The following is a 22,542-nucleotide window of genomic DNA, read 5'->3' as shown; positions in this document are numbered from 1 at the left end:
TTTTTGCAACTTATCTAGTATAACACAAGACCGGGGCAAAAGATAGTCTAACCACCTGATTAAATCATGTAAACGATTTTTCTATCTTTTGAAGTCGATTTATCAAAGCATTCTCGAGACTATTTTGTTTGGATATTTTTTCCCGTAGCAGATTTGTGCAAAAGTTTTTTTCTTGTGCTAGAATGAAAATCAAACAGGAGGATTTAAAAATGTTAACATACGATTTAATTGTCATTGGATTTGGTAAGGCTGGTAAGACGCTTGCTGGGAAGCTAGCTTCAGCTGGTAAAAAAGTTGCTCTTATCGAACGCAACAAGGCAATGTACGGAGGAACTTGTATCAACATCGGTTGTATCCCAACTAAAACCTTGTTAGTCGCTGCAGAAAAAAACTTGTCATTTGACGAGGTTATGGCTACAAAAAATACAGTTACTACACGTCTCAATGGAAAAAATTATGCGACTATTGCTGGTACAGGCGTTGATATCATTGATGCTGAAGCTCACTTTGTTTCTAATAAAGTCATCGAAATTCAAGCTGGTAATGAAAAACAAGAACTAACAGCTGAAACTATCGTCATCAACACTGGTGCTGTTTCAAATGTATTACCAATCCCAGGTCTTGCTACAAGTAAGAACGTCTTTGACTCAACAGGCATCCAAAACTTGGACAAATTGCCAGAAAAACTTGGAATTCTTGGTGGCGGTAATATCGGTCTTGAATTTGCAGGTCTCTACAACAAACTTGGAAGCAAGGTAACCGTCTTAGACGCTTTGGATACTTTCTTGCCTCGTGCTGAACCTTCTATCGCTGCTCTTGCTAAACAGTACATGGAAGAAGACGGAATCGAATTGCTTCAAAACATCCACACTACTGAAATCAAAAATGACGGTGACCAAGTTCTTGTCGTGACTGAGAACGAAACATACCGTTTCGATGCCCTTCTCTACGCAACAGGACGTAAACCAAATGTAGAATCACTTCAACTTTCAAATACAGATATTGAACTAACTGAACGTGGTGCTATAAAGGTGGACAAACATTGTCAAACAAACGTTCCTGGTGTCTTTGCAGTTGGAGATGTCAATGGTGGACTTCAATTCACTTACATTTCACTCGATGACTTCCGTGTTGTCTATAGCTACCTTGCTGGTGATGGCAGCTACACTCTTGAGGACCGTCTCAATGTACCAAACACCATTTTTATAACACCTGCACTTTCACAAGTTGGTTTGACTGAAAGTCAAGCAGCTGATTTGAAACTTCCATATGCTGTTAAGGAAATCCCTGTTGCTGCTATGCCTCGTGGTCATGTAAATGGTGACCTTCGTGGAGCCTTCAAAGCAGTTGTCAATACAGAAACCAAAGAAATTCTCGGTGCAACTATCTTCTCAGAAGGTTCACAAGAAATCATCAACATCATCACTGTTGCTATGGACAACAAGATTCCATACACTTACTTCACAAAACAAATCTTCACTCACCCAACCTTGGCTGAAAACTTGAATGACTTGTTTGCGATTTAAGCTAAGATAAACTTATGAAAAACAACCCTCCTAGGGTTGTTTTTTCTTATCCAAAATCTCAAATCTATCTTTTCTGGCTTTTATGATATAATAGAAACATGAAATTAAAAACTACTTTGGGCCTTCTGGCTGGACGTTCTTCTCATTTTATCTTGAGTCGTCTTGGACGTGGAAGTACGCTCCCTGGAAAACTCGCCCTCCAATTTGATAAAGATATTCTACAAAATTTAGCGAAGAACTATGAGATTGTTGTAGTAACTGGTACCAATGGGAAAACCTTGACGACTGCTCTCACGGTCGGTATCCTAAGGGAAATTTATGGCCAAGTTTTAACTAATCCAAGTGGTGCCAACATGATCACAGGGATTACGACAACTTTCTTGACTGCAAAATCTTCAAAAACTGGAAAAAATATTGCAGTGCTTGAAATCGATGAAGCTAGTCTCTCACACATCTGTGACTATATCCAGCCTAGTCTTTTCGTCATCACCAATATCTTCCGCGATCAGATGGACCGCTACGGTGAGATTTATACGACCTACAACATGATTTTGGACGCTATTCGAAAAGTTCCTACTGCTACTGTTCTGCTAAACGGTGACAGTCCTCTTTTCTACAAACCTGCAATTCCAAATCCTGTTCAGTATTTTGGTTTTGATTTGGAAAAAGGTCCAGCAAAACTTGCTCACTACAATACTGAAGGTATTCTCTGCCCAGACTGTCAAAGTATTTTGAAATATGAGCTTAATACTTATGCCAACTTAGGAGCTTATATCTGCGAAAACTGTGGATGTAAACGTCCTGACTTGGACTACCGTCTGACAGAATTGGTTGAGTTAACCAACAATCGTTCTCGCTTTGTTATTGACGGACAGGAATACGGTATTCAAATCGGTGGACTCTACAATATCTACAACGCTCTGGCTGCGGTAGCTATCGCGCGTTACCTTGGTGCTGATTCTCAACTGATTAAGCAAGGATTTGACAAAAGTCGCGCTGTATTCGGTCGCCAGGAGACCTTCCATATTGGTGATAAGGAGTGCACGCTGGTTCTCATCAAGAATCCTGTTGGTGCTACTCAAGCTATTGAAATGATTAAATTGGCTCCTTATCCGTTTAGCCTTTCTGTTCTCCTAAATGCGAATTATGCAGACGGGATTGATACCAGCTGGATTTGGGATGCTGATTTTGAACAAATTACTGACATGGACATTCCAGAAATCAACGCTGGTGGCGTGCGTCATTCTGAAATTGCTCGTCGTCTTAGAGTGACTGGCTACCCAGCTGATAAAATCACTGAAACAAGTAGTCTGGAACAAGTTCTTAAAACGATTGAAGCTCAAGACTGCAAGCATGCTTATATCCTTGCGACTTATACGGCCATGCTGGAATTCCGAGAATTACTAGCCAATCGTCAGCTTGTTAGAAAGGAGATGAACTAATGGTTTATACTTCACTTTCCTCAAAAGACGGCAACTATCCTTACCAGCTAAATATCGCCCACCTCTATGGTAACCTCATGAATACCTACGGAGATAACGGGAATATCCTCATGCTCAAGTACGTAGCTGAAAAGCTTGGTGCCCATGTAACAGTTGACATCGTTTCACTTCATGATGATTTCGATGAAAATCATTACGATATCGCCTTTTTCGGTGGTGGCCAAGACTTTGAACAAAGTATCATTGCTGGTGATTTACCTGCTAAAAAAGAAAACATCGATAACTTTATCCAAAATGATGGTGTTGTCCTTGCTATCTGCGGTGGCTTCCAACTATTGGGTCAATACTATATTGAAGCTTCTGGAAGACGTATCGAAGGTCTAGGTGTCATGGGACACTACACCCTCAACCAAACCAACAACCGCTTTATTGGTGACATTAAAATTCATAACGAAGAATTTGATGAAACCTATTATGGTTTTGAAAACCACCAAGGCCGTACCTTCCTCTCAGATGACCAAAAACCACTCGGGCAGGTCGTATACGGAAATGGAAATAATGAAGAAAAGATCGGTGAAGGTGTTCACTATAAAAATGTCTTTGGTTCTTATTTCCACGGACCTATTTTATCCCGTAATGCAAACTTAGCCTATCGCTTGGTCACTACTGCCCTCAAGAAAAAGTATGGTCAGGACATCGTCCTTCCAGCTTATGAGGATATCCTGAGCCAAGAAGTCGCTGAAGAATATAGCGATGTGAAAAGCAAGGCAGAATTCAACTAATCTTTCTATTCCAGCATGCCATCGGCTGTTGGAATTTTTTTAGGCTCTTTTCCCCTTCTCCCTTGCATTTTCTACTAATTTTTGCAAAAATAGAGGGGTAGAAAGAAGGTAACATATGTCTAAATTACAACAAATTGTAACATATCTCGAATCTGAAAAGTTAGACGTCGCAGTCGTATCTGACCCCGTCACTATCAATTACCTCACTGGTTTTTACAGTGATCCACACGAACGCCAAATGTTCCTCTTTGTCCTTGCTGACCAGGAACCACTTCTCTTTGTTCCAGCTCTTGAAGTTGAGCGTGCAACTAGCACTGTCTCATTCCCAGTTGTTGGTTATGTGGACTCTGAAAACCCTTGGAAAAAAATCCAAAACGCCTTGCCACAACTTGATTTCAAACGTGTCGCAGTTGAGTTTGACAACCTCATTTTGACTAAATACCACGGTTTAAAATCTGTCTTTGAAACTGCTGAATTTGAAAACTTGACTCCACTAATCCAACGTATGCGCTTGATTAAATCGGCAGACGAAGTGCAAAAAATGATGGTGGCAGGTGTTTACGCCGATAAGTCTGTTAAAGTTGGTTTTGACAATATCTCTCTTGATAATACTGAAACTGATATTATCGCGCAAATCGATTTTGCCATGAAACGCGAAGGCTATGAAATGAGCTTTGATACTATGGTCTTGACAGGTGATAACGCTGCAAACCCTCATGGTATTCCTGGAGCCAATAAGGTTGAAAACAATGCCCTTCTCCTCTTTGACCTCGGTGTAATGGTGAATGGTTATGCATCAGATATGACTCGTACAGTCGCTGTTGGTAAACCTGACCAATTCAAGAAAGACATTTACAACTTGACTCTTGAAGCCCAGCAAGCTGCCCTTGACTTTATCAAACCTGGTGTGACAGCTCATGAAGTAGACCGAGCAGCTCGGGAAGTGATTGAAAAAGCTGGCTACGGTGAGTACTTCAACCATCGTCTCGGTCATGGTATCGGTATGGACGTCCACGAATTCCCATCTATCATGGAAGGAAATGACATGGTCATCGAAGAAGGCATGTGCTTCTCAGTTGAGCCTGGTATCTACATTCCTGGTAAAGTCGGTGTTCGTATCGAGGACTGCGGTGTTGTGACCAAAGACGGCTTTGACCTCTTTACAAGTACCAGCAAAGATTTGCTTTATTTTGATTAAAAAGTATATTATAAAAAATAAGATGGAAAAGTGAGACTTTTCCATCTTATTTTTTGATTTGATAATAAATTTTATCAGCTATATAACCTTTTCGTTCAACTGCATTTGGAACAGTCTTCCAAAAAGTCATACCTGCTTTTTCCATGACACGTCCAGAAGCGGGATTTAAACTTACATAGCAAGCATCAACTCGTTCAAATCCAATCTTATCCAAACAGTATGATAAGACAGCTTTCAAGGCTTCTGTCATGAGTCCTCGTCCCCAGTAGTCCTGCCCTAAGATATATCCAATCTCACAGCTAGAGTTAGTTTCATCCACACTGACAAGACTAATATCTCCAATGACATGGTCCGAATTTTCTTTGAGACAAATGGCCCATTTGTAATAATCTGGATCGTCATAGGATTTTACCCAATTGCCAATAGAATTTTGAGTTTGTTCAACATTCAGGTGTGGATCCCAAGTCACATAGGTCAGATTTTCTGAGCGTGAAGCCCAATTATCAAACATGGCTTGAGCGTCATCTTCCACAAATCTTCTTAATATCAAACGTTCAGTCTCTATAGTTTGTGTCCCTACTGCTTTCATAATGGTAACTCTCTTTCTATTCTATGGATGGCTTCAAACTTGCATTGAACTTTCTCACTCTCCTATTTCAAGTTATAAAGTGAAAAAGGCCCCCCGGACCTTCTTCGCTTTCTCATTTCTAGGCTCAGGGTAAAAACATCCACTGGAGGTTTTTACTCCCAAAACTTATCAAATACTGTGATTGGTAGGTGGCGTTTGTGTTGGCCTTTGTACCACCATTTTTCAATGGTTGCTTGGGCTTCTGGGCTTACTTGTTTGCCTTCGAGGTAATCATCAATTTCATTGTAAGTGACTCCCAAGGCTACTTCGTCTGCAATACCTGGTTTTTCTTCTTCCAAATCTGCTGTTGGAACTTTTTCATAGAGGGCTGGATCAGCTCCAAGCTCCTTCAAGAGTTGTTTTCCTTGACGTTTATTGAGGCGATAAAGTGGGAGAATATCTGCACCACCATCACCAAATTTAGTAAAGAAACCTGTGATATTTTCCGCAGCATGGTCTGTCCCGATAACAGCTCCGCTATGGGCACCCGCAAGGGCATATTGGGCAATCATACGACTACGAGCCTTGATATTCCCCTTGTTAAAATCGGAAACAGAACTTCCTGTTGCTTCCACTGCTGCCGTCATAGCATCAGCAGATTCCTTGATATTCACTACCAAACTGACATCTGGCTGAATAAAAGCTAGGGCTTTTTGAGCATCTGCTTCATCAGCTTGCACTCCATAAGGCAGGCGAACTGCGATAAATTTATAGCTATCATCACCTGTTTCTGCTCGCATTTCTTCCATAGCTAGTTGGGCAAGACGTCCAGCTAAGGTCGAGTCTTGACCTCCAGAAATGCCTAGCACAAACGTTTTTAAGAAGGGATGCTTCTTTAAATATCGTTTTAAAAAGTCAATCGAACGACGGATTTCCTCCTGGGCGTCAATCACTGGTTTCACGCCTAGTTGCTGGATAATGGTCTCTTGCAAACTCATTCTTCTTCTCCTTCGCCTAGAGCTTCCTTACGCATCTTATCAATCAAGTCCATCTTGTCTTGCCATACGTCACGAGCCAAGTCCACAGGATAGTGTTGTGGGTTCAGTACGCGTTTGTATTCATCCCAGAGCTTATCAAATTCCTTACGAGCATAGGCTTGAATTTCAGGCAGACTTGGTAAGTCATAAACCAGCTTACCTTCCTTGAAAATGTCTACCAAGAGAGGAACAGCATCAAAATTACGGACAGTTTTCTTGATGTAAGTATAGGTTGGATGGAACATCTTGATTTCAGTCATGCTAGCAACATCGACACCATCATAGGTAATGTAATCACCTTCTGACTTGCCTTTTTCACGACTGGTGATGCGCCAAACTTGTTTCTTACCTGGTGTTGAAACTTTCTCTGCATTATTTGAAAGTTTAATGGTATTACGCATATGACCATTCTCGTCTTCAATAGCAACAACCTTGTAAACTGCTCCAAGTGCTGGTTGGTCATAAGCAGTGATGAGTTTAGTACCTACACCCCAGACGTCAATCTTAGCTTTTTGCATCTTGAGGTTAAGGATGGTATTTTCATCAAGATCATTGGATGCATAGATCTTAGCATCCGTAAATCCTGCTTCATCCAGTTGCTGACGAACTTTTTTAGAAATATAAGCAATATCTCCAGAATCAATGCGGACACCAAGGAAATTAATCTTATCACCAAGTTCACGCGCAACCTGAATAGCTGCTGGAACACCGATGCGAAGAGTATCATAGGTATCTACTAGAAAAACACAGTTTTTGTGCGTTGAGGCATAAGCCTTGAAAGCCTGATAGTCATTTCCATAAACTTGAACTAAAGCATGGGCATGAGTTCCTAAAACCGGAATACCAAAGAGCTTACCTGCACGTACATTACTAGTTCCATTGGCACCACCAATAACAGCCGCACGAGTTCCCCAGATAGCCGCATCCATTTCTTGCGCACGTCGTGTTCCGAATTCCATCAAAGGTTCATCATCAATGACTGAACGAATACGAGCTGCCTTGGTCGCAATCAATGTTTGAAAGTTGACGATATTCAAGAGAGCTGTTTCAACCAATTGACACTGAGCCAAAGGACCTTCCACTTGAACAATCGGTTCATTGGCAAATACCAAGTCCCCTTCTTGAGCAGAACGTACAGTCAATTCTAATTTTAGATTACGGAGATATTCCAAGAAGGCACCATGATAACCAAGTGACTCCAAATAAGCAATATCGCTATCTGAGAAACGCAAATTTTCAAGGTATTTCACAATTCGTTCCAAACCCGCAAAAACAGCATAACCATTTTTAAAAGGTTGTTGGCGGAAATAAACTTCAAAAACCGCTTTCTTGTTATGAATCCCTTGGTCGAAGTAAACTTGCATCATGTTAATCTGATACAAATCTGTGTGCAAAGTTAAACTGTCATCTGGGTACATATACTATCCTTCTTCCCTATTTGTAAAAAGATGAAAATGTTTCTTCTTTTCTCATAAATTAGTACTATTATATCACATTTTCTCGATATTGATAAAAAGCTAACAAGCTATTCCATGCTCTCGAGCTTATCCATATCTTTTTCATACTTTTTCTGAGCCCATTCACCATAACTTTTTAATCCAAAGTTTCCAAGAAAGACCCAAGGAAGATAAAGTAGATAGGTAATGATCCAAGCAGAGAAGTATTTAACGTTCAGAGGATTGTGCTGATAAATTTCGATATTGAATTGATAATTCTGCAACATCAAAAGAGTCGTAATAGCGAGAGTTACCAGCAAACACCCTATAATTGTAAAATGAAAACGACTATAGTAGTTCACACCCAAATCTCGAGCACGGCCGAAAAAATAAGAAGTTCCAATAATGATAATGATGAGAATCATTCTCGGATTAAAAAGACTTGGTGCTAATACTGTAATCATATAAGATAAAAGCAAGAAAGCTATAGAGATATAGAAACTTTCAGCTCCCGCTTTATTCATCAGTTGCTCTTCTCTTTCATCTAATAATTGATAATAATAAAATCTATTTTTCATCTTCTTCCTCCCAAAATAATTGGTCTAACGTTTTACCTAAGCATCTGCAAATAGACTGGCAAAGGGATAGACTAGGATTATACTTTCCAGCTTCTATCAAGCCGATAGTCTGTCGAGTCACACCTACAGCTTCTGCCAAATCACCTTGTGTCATATCAAGCTCTACTCGAGCTAGTTTTAATTTTAAATTCTTAGCCACTTGTAACCTCCTCCTTAATTTTAAAAGTTGCGCTTCTTTTTTCAACTTTATTATATCATATATTTTACATTATGCAATATATATATGTCGTTTTGTACGATTTTTTTAACAAAAGAGAGTGAGACAGAAATCGGTAATTCGGTAGAATTCGATTTCGTCGTCCCACCTCCGCACAGTTGAGTAGGGCTGTAAAAGCTGATGAAATCAGCGTAGTAGAGCCCACTCAACCACTGCGTCTTGCTCGACAATCCAAAGACAATTGAGAGGCTAGGACTTTTGTCCCAGCCTCTTTCTGTTTATTCAAATTTTTTCAAAATATCTACAACGTCACTTCTCTGTTTGACTTGATAGGCTCTGATTCCTAGACTTTCAGCCATGTTGGTATTATCTTTTACATCATCTAGAAAAATACAATTTGAAGGATCCAACTGATATTTACGGAGGATTTCTTCAAACATTTTTCGATCAGGTTTGATAGCCTTGATATCACAGGAAAGAACAAACCCATCTAAAATCTTTTCTAGAGGTGCTAGTTGATCTTTCAATAATTCATAAAAAACTGGTGAGGTATTAGATAGGACAAAAATACGATGGCCATTTTCCTTTAAACGTGCAAGAAGCGGAAAGACTTCCGTGTAAATATCGATATAGGCAGGCCAGTTCCAAATGATTTCTTCAACCTTTTTCTGATAGCAATCTCCTAATAGGGAAAGAACCTTATCAACCAATTCTTCCCGAGTCAAGGTCCCCAGGTCCAACCTTTCCCATAGCCCCGACTGAAAAATAGCCTTGTCTAAAATTAGATAATCTTTCTGAGTTTTAGCTACAGCTTTCAAAATCTTATCCTTGTTCCATTCCAGTAGAACATTACCCATATCCAGTATGATATCCATCAACCTACCTCCATCATTATGTGAACAATCTCTTTAAGCGTCCAATGTCTGTTTATAAATCTTTTTGATAATAATGCCTTTGTCCAGTACAGGGATAGTCTTTTAAGGCAAAGACTTCCTGGTAACCATGTTTCTGATAGAAGGCTGGCGCTTGAAACTGATACGTATTCACAAAAACGTAGCGACAGTTTCTCTTCTTAGCTTCACTCTCTACTTGCTGCAATAGTTGGGAACCAATTCCTTGTCCTCGCAATTCTTCTTTCACAAATAAATACTCGATTTCTAGCCAATTTCCAAAGGTCTCTGCTACTAAACCAGCTAGGAGTTCACCGCTATCATCTTCAACATAAAGGTTAAGTGGCTCACTTTCAGCTGTTTCCCTTTTGGAACGATTATAAGAGCGAACCAACTCTCCGATTTTTTGCGCTTTCTGAGACTCTGTATCTTCCAATCGAATGTGCATCAAACCCTCCTCAAAGACACTTACGCCTTGATTATATTCCTATTTTAAATAACTGTCAAACTAAAAAAAGCTCACCAACCTGAGTTGATGAGCTTCTGACTTATTTTCTAAACTTCCATTGGCTGTATATACCGAATGCAACAATCCAGATTGCTGAACCTCGAGCTCCCATTACAGTTGATTCTTGTAGGAAGAGTGTTCCAAACACAAAGATAAAGAAGAGCATGGTCAGAGGATTTAACAAACGATATTGGGGCATGAGATAACCATTTTCCATAAAGTCCTTAGACTTACGATATTTGAGATGGGCTACCATGATCAAGATGTAGATGGCAATATAAACACCTGATGAAGAAGCTGTAATCAAAGCAAAGGCATCTGATACGCCAGGAAGTACATTGATGAAGGCAGCAAAACCAATCAATACGGCAGAAGCAATGATTGCATTCTGAGGAACGTTGTGGCGTGAGAGGGTATCTGCCTTAATAGCTTTCAAGAAACGATTGGGTGAATCATGGGCAATCTGATACAAGTGACGACCTGTTGAGTAAAGGGTTGAATTCAATGCTGACGCTGCTGAAGTCAAGACAACAAAGTTAATCAAAGCAGCCGCCCACTTAAGACCAACAAGTTCAAATACCGTTACAAATGGTGAATCTGCTGCAGAAAGCTCACGCCAAGGAATAATAGACATAATAGCTAAGAGTGCTCCACCGTAGAAGAAGATAATTCGCAAAGGAATTTCCTTAACAGCCTTAGGCAATACTTTTCTTGGATCCTTAGTTTCAGATGTGGTAACACCGATAAATTCAATCATCAAGTAGGCAAAGAAAACCATCTGGAAGGCCATGACAAAGTTCATACCACCATTTGGGAAAAGGGAGAAATGCTCGCTGATATTTGTCAGGCTTGCTGAACCATAAGGAGTTTCAAAGCCGGTCAAAACCATAAAAACACCTGTCGCAATCATGGCAAGAATAGCCACAATTTTAATCATGGCAAACCAAAATTCTACTTCACCAAAGATTTTAACGGCAATCAAATTGACCAGTCCTAAAATTGTTAGAAAGACAACCTGAATCAACCAAGATGGCCAGGATGGAAACCAAAACTGAACATAGTGCGAGATGGCTGTAATCTCAGCCATTCCGATAAAGACCACCGATAACCAATAAGACCAAACTGAGAAATAGCCCCAGCCCTTACCTAGATAACGAGTAATAAAATTGATAAAGGTATGTTGCTCTGGGTCCTGGTACAACATCTCTCCGATAGCTCGCATCATGAGATACATAAAACCACCCGTAATCATATAGACAAGGACAATCGAAGGTCCCGTTAAACTGATAGAGCGACCAGCTCCCAAAAATAGTCCAGTCCCGATTGTTCCCGCAATGGCCATAACTTGAACGTGGCGGTTTGTTAATCCACGTTCCATTTTACTTTTCTTTTTATGTTTATTTTCTGAATTCATCTAGTCTCCTCAAGTTTTTAGAATGAAGAAAAGGAGTGATAGGAAGCGCTTTCCCTGTATCTACTCCTTCTTTTTTACCCTATTAAACTGTTTTTTCAACTTTTAAAATTTTAACGTCATAGCTTCCAGCAGGTGTTTCGATTGTAGCGATATCACCTGTTTTCTTACCAATCAAGGCTTGACCGATTGGGCTTTCGTTTGATACTTTTCCTGCGAAGGCATCTGCACCAGCTGAACCAACGATAATGTAAACTTCTTCTTCGTCTTCTCCAACTTCTTGGATAGTTACAGTTTTTCCGATAGCAACTTCATCTTGCGCAACTGCATCGCTATTCACGATTTCTGCATAACGAATTTTTGTTTCCAAGCTTGAGATTTGTCCTTCAACAAAGGCTTGTTCGTCCTTAGCTGCTTCATACTCACTATTTTCTGACAAATCACCGTATGAACGAGCAATCTTGATACGTTCTACGACTTCTGGACGACGTACTAATTTTAATTCTTCTAATTCTTTTTCGAGTTTTTCCTTTTCTTCCAATGTCATTGGATAAGTTTTTTCTACCATTTTTCTCAACTTTCTTTTGATTGTTTCAATAAAATTTACTTTCTTAAAGCAAAATTATGTGGAAAACCACATAATTTTAGTTTGTGCTATTTGATTTGTTTAATTTACCATTGATATGTTCTTGAACATTTTTGTCATGTTCTTCCAATGTTGTGGCAAAGTAAACTTTACCATCTTGAACATTGGCCACAAAGTATAGATAATCACTCTTTGTTTGATTGATACTTGATTCGATAGCATCTAAACTCGGGCTATCAACTGGTCCAGGCATAAGACCTACTTTTGTATAGACATTGTATGGTGAATCAATTGATGTATCAATAGCTGCATCATCAGCAAGACTGATTTTTTGACCAAGTTTTCCTTCTGCATAAAGGATAGCAATATTACTTTGAAGTGGCATATTTTGGTTCAAGCGATTGTAGAAAATTCCCGCAATCAACTTACGATCCTCTGTTTTTGCTCCTTCTTTTTCTACAAGTGAAGCAATCGTTAAGAGCTCATTTACTGTTAAGTTCTTTTCTTTGATAGTAGTATAATGTGTAGCTAAACTTTTGTCCATAGCAGCTAACATTTCATCAATTAAACTTTCAACAGTCGTACCTTCTTTAATACTATATGTTGCAGGGAAAAGATAACCCTCTAAACGATATCGAACACCACTATCTTTTGTAGGTAAACTTTCGAGAAGATTTGGATATTTTGCAACCTCTTGAGCAATAAAGTTTTCATCTTGAACTTTTGCCTTAAAGGCATCTGCTGTTAATGGTTCTTTAAAATCACCTTGAAGTTGTCCAACAGCTTGTGCAATTTGCTCAAGCGTATAACCTTCTGGAATAGTTAAATTTGCAAATACTACTTCTTGAGGCTCTGGAGTCCCACCAACTTGCAAGGCTTTAATTAATTCATCAGTGCTCATACTCTTCTGCAAATTATAAAAACCTGACTTTAATTCTGTATAATTTTTATATTTTACATATAAAGTAAAAAGCATACCATGCTTAACTAGGCCAGATTTTTCTAATATTGAACCAATTTCCTGAGTATTAGAACCATTTGGAATCTGAACCTTTACAAATTGTTTAGATGATGGATCTACAGGTTGCAAGGCCGATTCTGCATAACGAAGACCAAAGAAACCACCTACACTGAATAAAATCAGTAATAGAAATACTGTCACTAAACATCCTTTTAAGTGAGATTTTTTCTTTTTCTTGGTTGGTTTCACAGACTCTCTACGACTTCTTCTAGGAAGTTCTGCAGTTTCAGTTTCAACATCCGCATGATTTTCATTCGCGAACTCTTCTTTGCTAGATGAGAAGCTTACAGTTTCAGTTGCTTCTGGTGAAGCATCTTGAGTTTTGTAAGAAACTGAAACCCTAGTTGGAATCGAATGTTTTTCTTCTTTTTCTAAGATTGTTTGAGGTGACTCAACTACCTCTTCAGGAGTTCCTTCTGTATCAGTTGAACGTGGAGGAACAACTGGTGCATTATCAATTAACTGATCAACAGCTGAAATTGATTGTGCAATTAATTCTTCTTCAGAAATACCTGGTTCTTTTTTTTCTGGAATTGATTCAGAAGAATCTGCTAAAGCTGAAAAAAGGTCGTCAGTTTGTTCCGCCCCATTTGCCTCTTTTTTAAGTCGTTCTAAATCGCGTAAAATTTGCTCTTTAAAACTTAACTTTTCTTCTTCATTTGAATTTTCGCTCAAAGGTATTTACCTCCTTGTTGATAATCCATAATATTATATCTTAAAAACTAGAGAAAAGCAACCTTATAAGCTTTTCTACTATTAATTCTTATTTTCCCAGACCATATCATACCATTCTTCTCCCGCAAATTGGGACTTAGACTTACCTTCATTGACAAAACCATGCTTCTCATAGTAATCAATAAGGTAGTCATGGCAGGTCAAATTAATTCCCTCTCGCTCATGCTTAAGAGCTACCTCTTTCAAGGCTGCCAGTAGTTTTCTTCCCAGCCCTAAGGATTGAGCCTTCTTTGCAACAGACAAACATGTAACAGATATATAACCACCTGCTCTATGACCGTGATCTTGTATGTCCTCTGTGAAGGACTGATCTTGTAAATAGCGATGAGGAACCACTGGCCCTTCAATATAACCGAGTATCTCTCCATCTTTTTCGGCCACTAAAAAACTAGTCTTAATCTCTTTTAGATGAGCTTCAAAAACAGATCGAGGTATGGCTTCCTCAATTGAAAAATTCTCTAATTCAATCTCTAAAATACGGTCTAAATCGCTAAATCTAGCTTGTCGAATAATCATATTTCCTCCTGATAATAGGGATTCTGCCAATGCATGAGAAAGGCAAACTCACTGCTCCTTTCTCCTTCTATAATCCCTTGTTCCACAAATCCATTCATTTCAAAGTAGGCTAGCAATTCATCCTCACAAAGAAGATAAATACCGGGACTATTTTGTTGAAGAACAACTTGTTTGAAGGCTGCTAGCAATAAGGTTCCAAATCCTTGCCTCTGATAATCCGGATGAACAGATAAATCAGCAATCACATAATTTCTATCACTGATAAGTTCTACATTTGCCAACTCTTCTATCCATCTGATTAGTGAGGAATTAGCAAGATCTGTTCCTAGGATATAAGCAATTACCACATCATCAAGACTAGCTAAGAGAAACGTATCCGCATGACTGCGGATACGTTCTTCTATCATTTTTCTATTTGTTATTTCTCGAGAACCTGCTGTGCAATTAGAAATCAAGCAAATTTGTTCCATATCTGATTGCGTGGCTTCTCGAATTTTAATTGGAAATTCCATCTTGTTCCTTACTGAACATTATTTGTCAAATTTGACAAGAGACGTTCGAATGAGTATTCATATGATTGAATGTCACCTGCTCCCATAAAGACGTATACAGCATTGTCATGGTCTAAGAGCGGAGACACATTTTCAACAGTGATAACTTGATGTTTTTTATCAATCTTGGCTGCTAAATCCTCAACCTTAACATCACCATGGTCAACTTCACGAGCAGATCCATAGATTTGTGCTAGGTAAACTGCGTCAGCCTGGTTCAAAGCTTGTGCAAAATCATCCAACAAAGCAATTGTACGAGTAAAGGTATGCGGTTGGAAAATAGCAACGATTTCCTTGCTTGGGTATTTTTGTCGTGCAGCATCTAGAGTTGCGATAATTTCAGTTGGGTGATGCGCAAAATCATCGATGATAACAGTATCATTGACAATTTTTTCTGTAAAGCGACGTTTCACCCCACCAAAAGTCTTCAAGTGTTCACGCACTAGATTCAAGTCAAAACCAGCAGTATAAAGCAAACCAATCACTGCAGTAGCATTCATGATATTGTGGCGTCCGAAAGTTGGAATGTGGAATTGACCTAACTCTTGACCACGGAAGTGAACGGTGAAGGTTGAACCTGTAGTAGAACGAAGCAAGTCACTGGCTACAAAGTCATTGTTTTCTGCTTCAAAACCATAATAGTAAATTGGAGCATCAGATGTAATCTTACGCAACTCAGCATCTTCACCATAGACAAACAAACCTTTGCTGATTTGTTTTGCATAATCATTGAAGGCGTTGAAAACATCTTCTAAGCTTGTGAAGTAGTCAGGGTGGTCAAAGTCGATGTTGGTAATGATAGAGTATTCTGGGTGATATGGCATGAAATGGCGCTCGTACTCGTCTGACTCAAAGACAAAATACTTGGCATTTTCAGAGCCACGACCTGTACCATCTCCAATTAGATAGCTAGTATCAGTAATGTGTGACAAGACGTGAGAAAGCATCCCGGTTGTTGAAGTCTTACCGTGTGCACCAGCAACTCCCATGCTGATAAAGTCACGCATAAAACTACCAAGAAACTCATGATAACGTTTATAACTTAGACCATTCTTGTCTGCATAGGCGATTTCAACGTTGTTATCTGGACGAAAGGCATTCCCAGCGATAATTTCTAAATCACCCTGAAGATTTTTCTCATCGAAAGGTAAAATTTTAATCCCTGCTTGCTCTAGTCCACGTTGGGTAAAGTAATATTTTTCAACATCAGATCCTTGGACCTTGTGCCCCATTTGGTGCAACATCAAAGCCAAGGCACTCATTCCTGATCCTTTAATTCCGATAAAATGATAGGTTTTTGCCATCTTTTTCCCCTTTACTCTGTCATATTTGTCAAGTTCAACTCTTGAGCAATTTTACGTTCTTTTTCTGTTTGATTTACTTTTTTGTTATAAATCTGGCTTTTCTTTAGAAAATCATAATTATTTTTCTTTGGTCCCAGATGCTCTTCTTTACTTGTTTGTTGCATCTGTGGAGCTATTTCAGCCAAAATATAATGGCTTTGTTTTAGTTTGTCACTATATTTGGTAAGCTCACCTGGATTTTCCTTTTGGAAAGGAGCTGTTGGCTGATTTGCTTGCCTTACTACATTATTTGAAGATTTATAGCGTTTTGTAAAACTAACATCTTGGGTCAAATACTTTGCTGAACGTTTTCGTTTCAAATCAGCTCTGGCTTCTTCACGAGCAAGTTCAGCGTAGGTTTTTTCCTTTTTTTCAGTCAATTTCTCTGGCGCCTTAGTCGATGACTTTTTTTCACTAGTAATTGGTGACCATTCCAAGTAGTTTTTATCTTGGTAGTCTCCCTTAATGTTACTAATGAGATCCGACTCATCATATAAATTCATAAACGGCATCTCTGTCAGCATAATTTCATCATCTGACACTATTGGAAATCGTTCTAGCTTCATTTTTATTTCCTTTCAATACTCCATTATAGCGTAAAGTCTTGATTTTTCAAGTCTTGGCTTCAGAAATTCCTAATATTTCTTGAATTTCAGAAAGTGTCAGACTTCCACGAGACTCTGTTCCGTCCAAGACTTCTGAGACCAGATTTTTTTTCTCTTCCTGTAACTCTTGAATTTTCTCTTCGATTGTTCCACGAGTTACTAGGCGATAAACTTCAACAGCTTGTTCTTGTCCCATACGATGAGCTCTTCCAATAGCCTGTGATTCGACTGCTGGATTCCACCATAAGTCGACCAGAATAACTGTGTCAGCACCAGTAAGATTGAGACCAACACCACCAGCTTTTAGAGAAATCAAAAACACATCGCGCTCACCTTGGTTAAATGCCTTGGTCATTTCTTGACGCTCCTGTGATGGTGTAGAGCCAGTAATCTTAAAGGAAGTTAAGCCAAGTTGAGGCAACTCCTTTTCGATGCGATCAAGCATTCCCCTAAATTGAGAGAAGATGAGTACACGATGATTTCCCTCAGCAATTTGACCTAGCAGATCTCGTAAACTATCAAGCTTCCCGCTATCTCCCTTATAATCTTCCATAAATAGAGCTGGAGTATCACAAATCTGGCGAAGACGCATGAGTCCTGTTAAAATTTCAACTCGATTTCGTTGAAATTCTGCATCGGTCACTTGTCCCAAGCGCTCTTGCATCTGTTGAAGTTGAGCTAGATAGATAGCTTTTTGCTGGTCCTCCAGTTCATTTTTATAAACGACTTCTATCAGATCAGGTAACTCTGTAAGAACATCCTCTTTTTTTCGACGCATGACAAATGGTTTGATAAACTGTGCCACTCTCTCAGCAGGCAATTTCATAAAGTCTTTTTTTGCTGGCAAAAGTCCTGGCAATACAATCTGAAAGATAGACCATAATTCCCCTAGATTATTTTCAATTGGTGTTCCGGAAAGAGCAAAAACTGATGGAACCACAAACTTTCTCAAAATCTTAGCAATTTTGGTTTGGGCATTTTTCATCACTTGGGCTTCATCTAGAAATAGAAAATCAAAAGATAAATTTCGATAGATTTCACTATCCTGACGGAAAGTGGCATAACTGGTCACATAGACCTGATGTTTTTCTGCTAAAATAGTCTCACGATAAGGTTTCAATCCATGTACGACAGCCACATCCAAATTCGGTGCAAACTTTTTAAATTCATCAGCCCAGTTATAGATTAGACCAGACGGAGCAAGAATCAAGACACGGCTATTCTCCTGAAGCTGGCTACTTAAAAAGGCGATGGCTTGTAAAGTCTTTCCAAGTCCCATATCATCTGCTAAAATTCCACCAAAACCATAATGGTCTAGCATTTGGAGCCATTGAATCCCTTTTCTCTGATAATCTCTGAGCTGGGCTCGAATATCTAGGGACTTCATCGGAAAATCCTCTGGATGCGTCAAATCGTACGCCAAATGCCTAAATTCTTCAGTAAATATTACTTGGTCCTGATCCTTAAAAAGATGAGAAAGGGTATAAGCCAATGATTTGCGTGCATGGAAAGTATCACTCTCTATCTCTCCAATTCCCAAATCATCCAAATCCTGACGAATACGCTTGGTCTCTTCGTCGAAATAATAAACCTGATTTGACGAGCTAATATAATAGTCCTGCTTGGCAACCAGAGCCTTCATCGCTCGATTGATTTCTTCTTGGTCTATATCCTGAAAATCAAATTGAATATCTAAAAGACTTCCCTTGGACGAGATGTGGACTTGAGGTTTCTGAATCTGATAAAGATCTTGCATGCTCTCTGAAATCTTTAATTCTCCAAGTGCTGCAAAGGCTGGTAAAACTTCCTGAAAGAAAGCATGGACTGCTTCAGCTTTCAAACTTTGACGCCACGAACGAAAATCCGCTTCAAACCCAGCAGATAAGGCCAACTGAAAAATCTGTTTTTCCAATTGAATGTCACTAGCAAAAGGGAGGTTCTCTAGTTCATTTCGAGTAGTTACTAAGCAAGTTTCATATTGAAATTGCATATCTAATCGAATAGATCCGTCCTCTTCTCGTTCCATGTAGAAAGAGGGACGAAAAGATTGGATTTGAAGAGACTCAGGTGCCTCTACTTTTCCGAGTTCTTTAAACTGGAACAGAGTCGAAGCTAAGAGATCTCGATCACTAGTATCAAACTGTAAAATCTTTCTACCACTATGATCTAAAGGAACTTTTCTAAGCGCATCTAATAAACTAGCCTGTTTTTTCGTCAATAGGTAAAAATTGCCTTTAGAGAATAAAACTTGTCCCCCATAAAAGACATTGACTCCTGCCTGTTCGCAGATTTCCATCTCATAATAGTTGGATTTTTCTTCAATCTCAAAAGAAAACAAACCTGCATGACCATCAAAATCCTGGAAAAGAAGATGGTGATATATCGAAAGCTGATGATCAAATTGGAATACATCTAAGCTCATCAGAAGACTGACACCTTGCTCAAAAAAAGTCTTAGGGAAATAGAGATGTCGCCCTTGATTTTGGAAAAAAATAGGATTGTCCGTTTTCTCCTCAACCAGTCCTAGCAAGAAACTCAAAACTTCTTGGCTAGCTTTATCAAAATACTCAAGTCTTAATAAGGTCTCGTAATGTTTCCCTATCATGTATGGTTTAGCGGCCTCTATGACTTTTAAAAATAGAGGAATATCCCTAATTACATAAAATTTTTCTTGGTTAGAAAGACCAATCCTTAAAGTCCAGATAAGGCGATTGGTTCCTGCTTCCAACTGTCCTTGAGCAGAAAGCTGATAGAGGTCAGACTGACTAGGTGCTTGGATAGACTCCAAGAATTTTCCTCCGAAAGTCACTTGTGTCTCAACAATTTCCTTTTCTTCCTGATTAGCCTCTAGATTGAGTAAGATTTCTTGCCCTAATTGGTCATTTTTCAGATAATATTCCAATGCCGCCAAATGAACACAGTAACCTCTTTTTTTGAAAAATGCACAGGTACAAAAAACCAAATCGTCATCTAAACTATAGCGGATTTCTTCATCCGTTACACGCGCATAGATGCGATGGTCTTGTTCTTTGATGATTTCAATCTGACCAGTTTCGTAGAGTTGAGCTCCCTCCATTCGAAGCTTTCCTGGAATCAATTTAGCCATAGTGTCCCCTTTTCTTTATCTCTTAATTATACCACATTTCTGTCTATGAAAATAGCCTTCTAGGAGTACTTTTCTCCTAAAAGGCTAGTTTTTTAATGATTTGAAAAAGTGGTAATGATTCGTTGGCAAACTTCTTCCAAGACAGATGTAGGCATGGCTACATTTAAGCGAGCATGGAGAGCTCCTTCTTCACCAAAGTCCAGGCCTCTGTTCAGGATAACCTTGGCTTCGTCTCTCAAGAGTTTTCTTAGTTCTTCATCGCTAACATCATAGGCTGAAAAATCAAGCCAAATGAGATAGGTCCCTTGAGGTTTCATGACCTTGATTTTAGTTTCTTTACCAAATACATCCACTACATCATTGATATGCTTCTCGATCAGTTCTTTAAGTTCTGCTAACCAATCTTCACCATAGCGATAGGCAGCTTCTGTTGCTAAGTATCCTAATCCTGAAATTTCATGTTGATTATTAGCCAGCTGACGTTTTTGGAAAGCAAGTCTTAACTTAGGATTCTCGATAATAGCGTAGGAATTCTTGGTTCCTGCAATATTAAAGGTCTTGGTAGCGCTACTTAAAATCAGTGAGAATTCTTTGAAGTCTTTATTTACAGTGTTTAATGACTGGTGCTTGTTTCCAAACAAGGCCAAGTCTTGGTGGATCTCATCAGATACTAGCAAAACGCCATGTTTTTGACAAAGTTGTCCAATCTTCTCTAAGACTTCCTTCTCCCAAACACGTCCACCAGGATTATGAGGGTTGCAGAGAACGTAAAGTTTCACATCCTCTTCAACAAAGTCTTTCTCTAATTGATCAAAATCAATCTCAAAAAGTCCGTCTTTTTCTACTAGAGAGTTGGTGATTAGTCTACGATTATTGAGCTTAATACTGCGAGCAAAAGGAGGATATACTGGTGTGTTAATGAGCACTGCTTGGCCTTCCTTGGTAAAGGCTTGAATGGCTGTTGAAATAGCTGGTACTACCCCTTCGATAAAGACTAGGGCATCCTTATCAAAGCGATAACCATGGTGTTTTTCCTCCCAGTTTTGAACGGCTTCAATCAATCCATCACTAGCATAGGTATAGCCATAGACTAATTGCTCTGCATAGTCATGGACTGTCTGACGAATCTCAGGTAACACCTCAAAGTCCATATCAGCAATCCAAGCCGGCAATACTTCTCGGTCAGTCTCTGCTTCTTTCCATTTATAGGTATGGTGTCCAAAACGATTGGGCAAGGTCGTAAAATCATATTTCCCCATAGTTTTATCCTTCCAAGGCTTGACGCAAGTCTTCAATCAAATCTCTAACATCCTCAATACCAATAGACAAGCGTAAGAGGTCATCTGTCAATCCATAAGAATGACGAACCTCTGCAGGAATATCTGCATGGGTTTGAGTAGTTGGGTAGGTAATCAGACTTTCAACCCCACCCAAACTTTCAGCAAAAGAGAATACTTTCAAGGTATTTAAGATATGAGGAATACGCTTCTCATCAGCTACTTTAAAGGAAATCATCCCCCCACGTCCTGTATACAGTACTTCTTTAACTGCAGGTGATTGTTCTAAAAAGGCTACAATTTCTTGGGCATTGGCTGTTGAGCGCTCCATACGAAGTGACAAAGTCTTAAGACCACGAATCAATTGATAACTATCAAATGGTGACAAAACAGCCCCAGTAGTGTTGAGATTGTAAAAGAGTTTTTCGTATAAATCCGTACTATCTGTCACAACTACACCAGCTAGAACATCATTATGTCCTGCAAGGTATTTTGTTGCTGAATGAATGACGATATCTGCACCATCTTCAATTGGACGTTGATAGATTGGACTGTAGAAGGTATTGTCCACGACAACTTTAGCACCCTTAGCATGAGCTAATTTTGACAATTTTTCAATATCAAATTCCAACATCAAAGGGTTGGTTGGTGTTTCAATATAGAGTACATCCACATCCTTTTCTAGCTCAGCAATCAACTCTTCTTCTGTGTTTGCATAGGTAAAATGGAAACGACCTTCCTGTTCCACTTGATTGAACCAGCGGAAAGATCCACCGTAAAGGTCACGAACAGCCAAAACCTTGCTTCCTACTGGAAAAACGCTAAAGGCTAACACAATGGCAGACATACCTGAACTAGTTGCTAGAGCATAGTGGGCAGATTCAATAGCTGCCAAGACTTCCTCTGCCTTGCTACGAGTTGGGTTTTTGGTGCGGGTATAGTCAAATCCCGTTGATTGACCAAATTCTGGGTGCTGATAAGTCGTTGAAAAGTGGATTGGTGTAACCAAAGCACCTGTTGCTTCATCAGACTTGATCCCTGCTTGTGCTAAAATTGTGTTGATGTGAAAAGATTTACTCATACAATACCTCCAAATCTATACTAACTATTGTACCACTTATTTCCATCTACTCATTTTCTTGTTTTCAAGAGCTAGTTATAGTTTCAAACTATATAAAAAACGATAACCTTTTCTAAAGTTATCGTTTT

21 protein-coding genes are annotated in these 22,542 nt (G+C 39.2%); 4 read left to right on the top strand and 17 right to left on the bottom strand.

What is annotated here, in order from left to right:
• The first annotated feature begins 209 nt into the window (after positions 1-209).
• The 4 genes from ACWPVF_RS02995 (at position 210) to ACWPVF_RS02980 (ending at position 4,948) form a co-directional block, all read left to right on the top strand.
• On the top strand, positions 210-1,526 hold the full coding sequence (locus ACWPVF_RS02995) for an FAD-containing oxidoreductase (RefSeq protein WP_414307162.1): 1,317 nt from the start codon (positions 210-212) through the stop codon (positions 1,524-1,526).
• Positions 1,527-1,624: 98 nt separating this feature from the next.
• On the top strand, positions 1,625-2,968 hold the full coding sequence (murT, locus tag ACWPVF_RS02990) for a lipid II isoglutaminyl synthase subunit MurT (RefSeq protein ID WP_414307163.1): 1,344 nt from the start codon (positions 1,625-1,627) through the stop codon (positions 2,966-2,968).
• Entirely contained in the window at positions 2,968-3,750 is a 783-nt protein-coding gene (gene gatD / locus ACWPVF_RS02985) for a lipid II isoglutaminyl synthase subunit GatD (protein WP_045613993.1), read from the top strand. The genes murT and gatD overlap by 1 nt, the downstream gene beginning before the upstream one ends.
• Before the next feature lie 115 nt (positions 3,751-3,865).
• Positions 3,866-4,948, top strand: a complete 1,083-nt coding sequence (locus tag ACWPVF_RS02980; protein ID WP_153225158.1) for a M24 family metallopeptidase — start codon at positions 3,866-3,868, stop codon at positions 4,946-4,948.
• Between the two features lie 46 nt (positions 4,949-4,994).
• On the opposite strand, the gene ACWPVF_RS02975 is transcribed toward ACWPVF_RS02980, so the two are convergent.
• The 17 genes from ACWPVF_RS02975 to ACWPVF_RS02895 all read right to left on the bottom strand — a co-directional run bounded on the left by ACWPVF_RS02975 (position 4,995) and on the right by ACWPVF_RS02895 (position 22,414).
• A complete protein-coding gene (locus tag ACWPVF_RS02975; RefSeq protein ID WP_045613997.1) occupies positions 4,995-5,537 on the bottom strand; it encodes a GNAT family N-acetyltransferase in 543 nt (180 codons plus the stop codon).
• A 152-nt stretch (positions 5,538-5,689) separates the two neighbouring features.
• Positions 5,690-6,514 carry an ammonia-dependent NAD(+) synthetase gene (gene nadE / locus ACWPVF_RS02970; protein WP_414307164.1) on the bottom strand — a complete coding sequence of 275 codons (825 nt, stop codon included), beginning with the start codon at positions 6,512-6,514 and terminating at the stop codon, positions 5,690-5,692.
• Positions 6,511-7,971 (bottom strand): nicotinate phosphoribosyltransferase, encoded by a 1,461-nt coding sequence (locus ACWPVF_RS02965; protein WP_454384608.1) that lies wholly within the window; start codon positions 7,969-7,971, stop codon positions 6,511-6,513. The genes nadE and ACWPVF_RS02965 overlap by 4 nt, the downstream gene beginning before the upstream one ends.
• 107 nt (positions 7,972-8,078) lie before the next feature.
• Positions 8,079-8,567 carry a DUF6773 family protein gene (locus ACWPVF_RS02960; protein ID WP_414307166.1) on the bottom strand — a complete coding sequence of 163 codons (489 nt, stop codon included), beginning with the start codon at positions 8,565-8,567 and terminating at the stop codon, positions 8,079-8,081.
• Entirely contained in the window at positions 8,557-8,766 is a 210-nt protein-coding gene (locus ACWPVF_RS02955) for a helix-turn-helix transcriptional regulator (protein ID WP_001107501.1), read from the bottom strand. Before ACWPVF_RS02955 ends, ACWPVF_RS02960 begins: the two co-directional genes overlap by 11 nt.
• Before the next feature lie 296 nt (positions 8,767-9,062).
• Complete coding sequence (locus tag ACWPVF_RS02950; protein ID WP_414307167.1) at positions 9,063-9,659, bottom strand: HAD family hydrolase; 597 nt, start codon at positions 9,657-9,659, stop codon at positions 9,063-9,065.
• 52 nt (positions 9,660-9,711) lie between these two features.
• Entirely contained in the window at positions 9,712-10,122 is a 411-nt protein-coding gene (locus tag ACWPVF_RS02945) for a GNAT family N-acetyltransferase (protein ID WP_414307168.1), read from the bottom strand.
• 100 nt (positions 10,123-10,222) lie between these two features.
• The gene (locus ACWPVF_RS02940; RefSeq protein ID WP_414307169.1) at positions 10,223-11,596 is read right to left on the bottom strand and encodes an amino acid permease; all 1,374 of its coding nucleotides are present in this window, start codon (positions 11,594-11,596) and stop codon (positions 10,223-10,225) included.
• A gap of 82 nt (positions 11,597-11,678) precedes the next feature.
• A complete protein-coding gene (gene greA, locus ACWPVF_RS02935; RefSeq protein ID WP_004252406.1) occupies positions 11,679-12,161 on the bottom strand; it encodes a transcription elongation factor GreA in 483 nt (160 codons plus the stop codon).
• Between the two features lie 76 nt (positions 12,162-12,237).
• Entirely contained in the window at positions 12,238-13,881 is a 1,644-nt protein-coding gene (gene mltG / locus ACWPVF_RS02930) for an endolytic transglycosylase MltG (protein ID WP_414307376.1), read from the bottom strand.
• A gap of 75 nt (positions 13,882-13,956) precedes the next feature.
• Positions 13,957-14,451, bottom strand: coding sequence for a GNAT family N-acetyltransferase (locus ACWPVF_RS02925; protein ID WP_414307170.1), 495 nt, complete (start codon positions 14,449-14,451; stop codon positions 13,957-13,959).
• Complete coding sequence (locus ACWPVF_RS02920; protein WP_414307171.1) at positions 14,448-14,963, bottom strand: GNAT family N-acetyltransferase; 516 nt, start codon at positions 14,961-14,963, stop codon at positions 14,448-14,450. The genes ACWPVF_RS02925 and ACWPVF_RS02920 overlap by 4 nt, the downstream gene beginning before the upstream one ends.
• A gap of 8 nt (positions 14,964-14,971) precedes the next feature.
• Positions 14,972-16,306: a UDP-N-acetylmuramate--L-alanine ligase gene (gene murC, locus ACWPVF_RS02915; RefSeq protein ID WP_045614013.1), complete on the bottom strand. Its 1,335-nt coding sequence runs from the start codon at positions 16,304-16,306 to the stop codon at positions 14,972-14,974.
• An 11-nt stretch (positions 16,307-16,317) separates the two neighbouring features.
• Complete coding sequence (locus tag ACWPVF_RS02910; protein ID WP_414307172.1) at positions 16,318-16,911, bottom strand: cystathionine gamma-synthase; 594 nt, start codon at positions 16,909-16,911, stop codon at positions 16,318-16,320.
• A 46-nt stretch (positions 16,912-16,957) separates the two neighbouring features.
• Complete coding sequence (locus ACWPVF_RS02905) at positions 16,958-20,056, bottom strand: DEAD/DEAH box helicase (RefSeq protein ID WP_454384603.1); 3,099 nt, start codon at positions 20,054-20,056, stop codon at positions 16,958-16,960.
• A 92-nt stretch (positions 20,057-20,148) separates the two neighbouring features.
• Complete coding sequence (locus tag ACWPVF_RS02900) at positions 20,149-21,315, bottom strand: MalY/PatB family protein (RefSeq protein ID WP_454384601.1); 1,167 nt, start codon at positions 21,313-21,315, stop codon at positions 20,149-20,151.
• 4 nt (positions 21,316-21,319) lie between these two features.
• A complete protein-coding gene (locus ACWPVF_RS02895; RefSeq protein WP_414307175.1) occupies positions 21,320-22,414 on the bottom strand; it encodes a cystathionine gamma-synthase in 1,095 nt (364 codons plus the stop codon).
• Between the last annotated feature and the right edge of the window lie 128 nt (positions 22,415-22,542).

Source organism: Streptococcus sp. Marseille-Q7087, from assembly GCF_965111935.1.
This window is presented reverse-complemented; position numbering and strand designations above follow the sequence as displayed.

What these genes read in the sequence shown, in the direction of transcription:
- ACWPVF_RS02995 (WP_414307162.1), top strand. Translation starts at nt 210, where the DNA reads ATGTTAACATACGATTTAATTGTCATTGGATTTGGTAAGGCTGGTAAG.
- murT (WP_414307163.1), top strand. Translation starts at nt 1,625, where the DNA reads ATGAAATTAAAAACTACTTTGGGCCTTCTGGCTGGACGTTCTTCTCAT.
- gatD (WP_045613993.1), top strand. Translation starts at nt 2,968, where the DNA reads ATGGTTTATACTTCACTTTCCTCAAAAGACGGCAACTATCCTTACCAG.
- ACWPVF_RS02980 (WP_153225158.1), top strand. Translation starts at nt 3,866, where the DNA reads ATGTCTAAATTACAACAAATTGTAACATATCTCGAATCTGAAAAGTTA.
- ACWPVF_RS02975 (WP_045613997.1), bottom strand. Translation starts at nt 5,537, where the DNA reads ATGAAAGCAGTAGGGACACAAACTATAGAGACTGAACGTTTGATATTA.
- nadE (WP_414307164.1), bottom strand. Translation starts at nt 6,514, where the DNA reads ATGAGTTTGCAAGAGACCATTATCCAGCAACTAGGCGTGAAACCAGTG.
- ACWPVF_RS02965 (WP_454384608.1), bottom strand. Translation starts at nt 7,971, where the DNA reads ATGTACCCAGATGACAGTTTAACTTTGCACACAGATTTGTATCAGATT.
- ACWPVF_RS02960 (WP_414307166.1), bottom strand. Translation starts at nt 8,567, where the DNA reads ATGAAAAATAGATTTTATTATTATCAATTATTAGATGAAAGAGAAGAG.
- ACWPVF_RS02950 (WP_414307167.1), bottom strand. Translation starts at nt 9,659, where the DNA reads ATGGATATCATACTGGATATGGGTAATGTTCTACTGGAATGGAACAAG.
- ACWPVF_RS02945 (WP_414307168.1), bottom strand. Translation starts at nt 10,122, where the DNA reads ATGCACATTCGATTGGAAGATACAGAGTCTCAGAAAGCGCAAAAAATC.
- ACWPVF_RS02940 (WP_414307169.1), bottom strand. Translation starts at nt 11,596, where the DNA reads ATGAATTCAGAAAATAAACATAAAAAGAAAAGTAAAATGGAACGTGGA.
- greA (WP_004252406.1), bottom strand. Translation starts at nt 12,161, where the DNA reads ATGGTAGAAAAAACTTATCCAATGACATTGGAAGAAAAGGAAAAACTC.
- ACWPVF_RS02925 (WP_414307170.1), bottom strand. Translation starts at nt 14,451, where the DNA reads ATGATTATTCGACAAGCTAGATTTAGCGATTTAGACCGTATTTTAGAG.
- ACWPVF_RS02920 (WP_414307171.1), bottom strand. Translation starts at nt 14,963, where the DNA reads ATGGAATTTCCAATTAAAATTCGAGAAGCCACGCAATCAGATATGGAA.
- murC (WP_045614013.1), bottom strand. Translation starts at nt 16,306, where the DNA reads ATGGCAAAAACCTATCATTTTATCGGAATTAAAGGATCAGGAATGAGT.
- ACWPVF_RS02910 (WP_414307172.1), bottom strand. Translation starts at nt 16,911, where the DNA reads ATGAAGCTAGAACGATTTCCAATAGTGTCAGATGATGAAATTATGCTG.
- ACWPVF_RS02905 (WP_454384603.1), bottom strand. Translation starts at nt 20,056, where the DNA reads ATGGCTAAATTGATTCCAGGAAAGCTTCGAATGGAGGGAGCTCAACTC.
- ACWPVF_RS02900 (WP_454384601.1), bottom strand. Translation starts at nt 21,315, where the DNA reads ATGGGGAAATATGATTTTACGACCTTGCCCAATCGTTTTGGACACCAT.
- ACWPVF_RS02895 (WP_414307175.1), bottom strand. Translation starts at nt 22,414, where the DNA reads ATGAGTAAATCTTTTCACATCAACACAATTTTAGCACAAGCAGGGATC.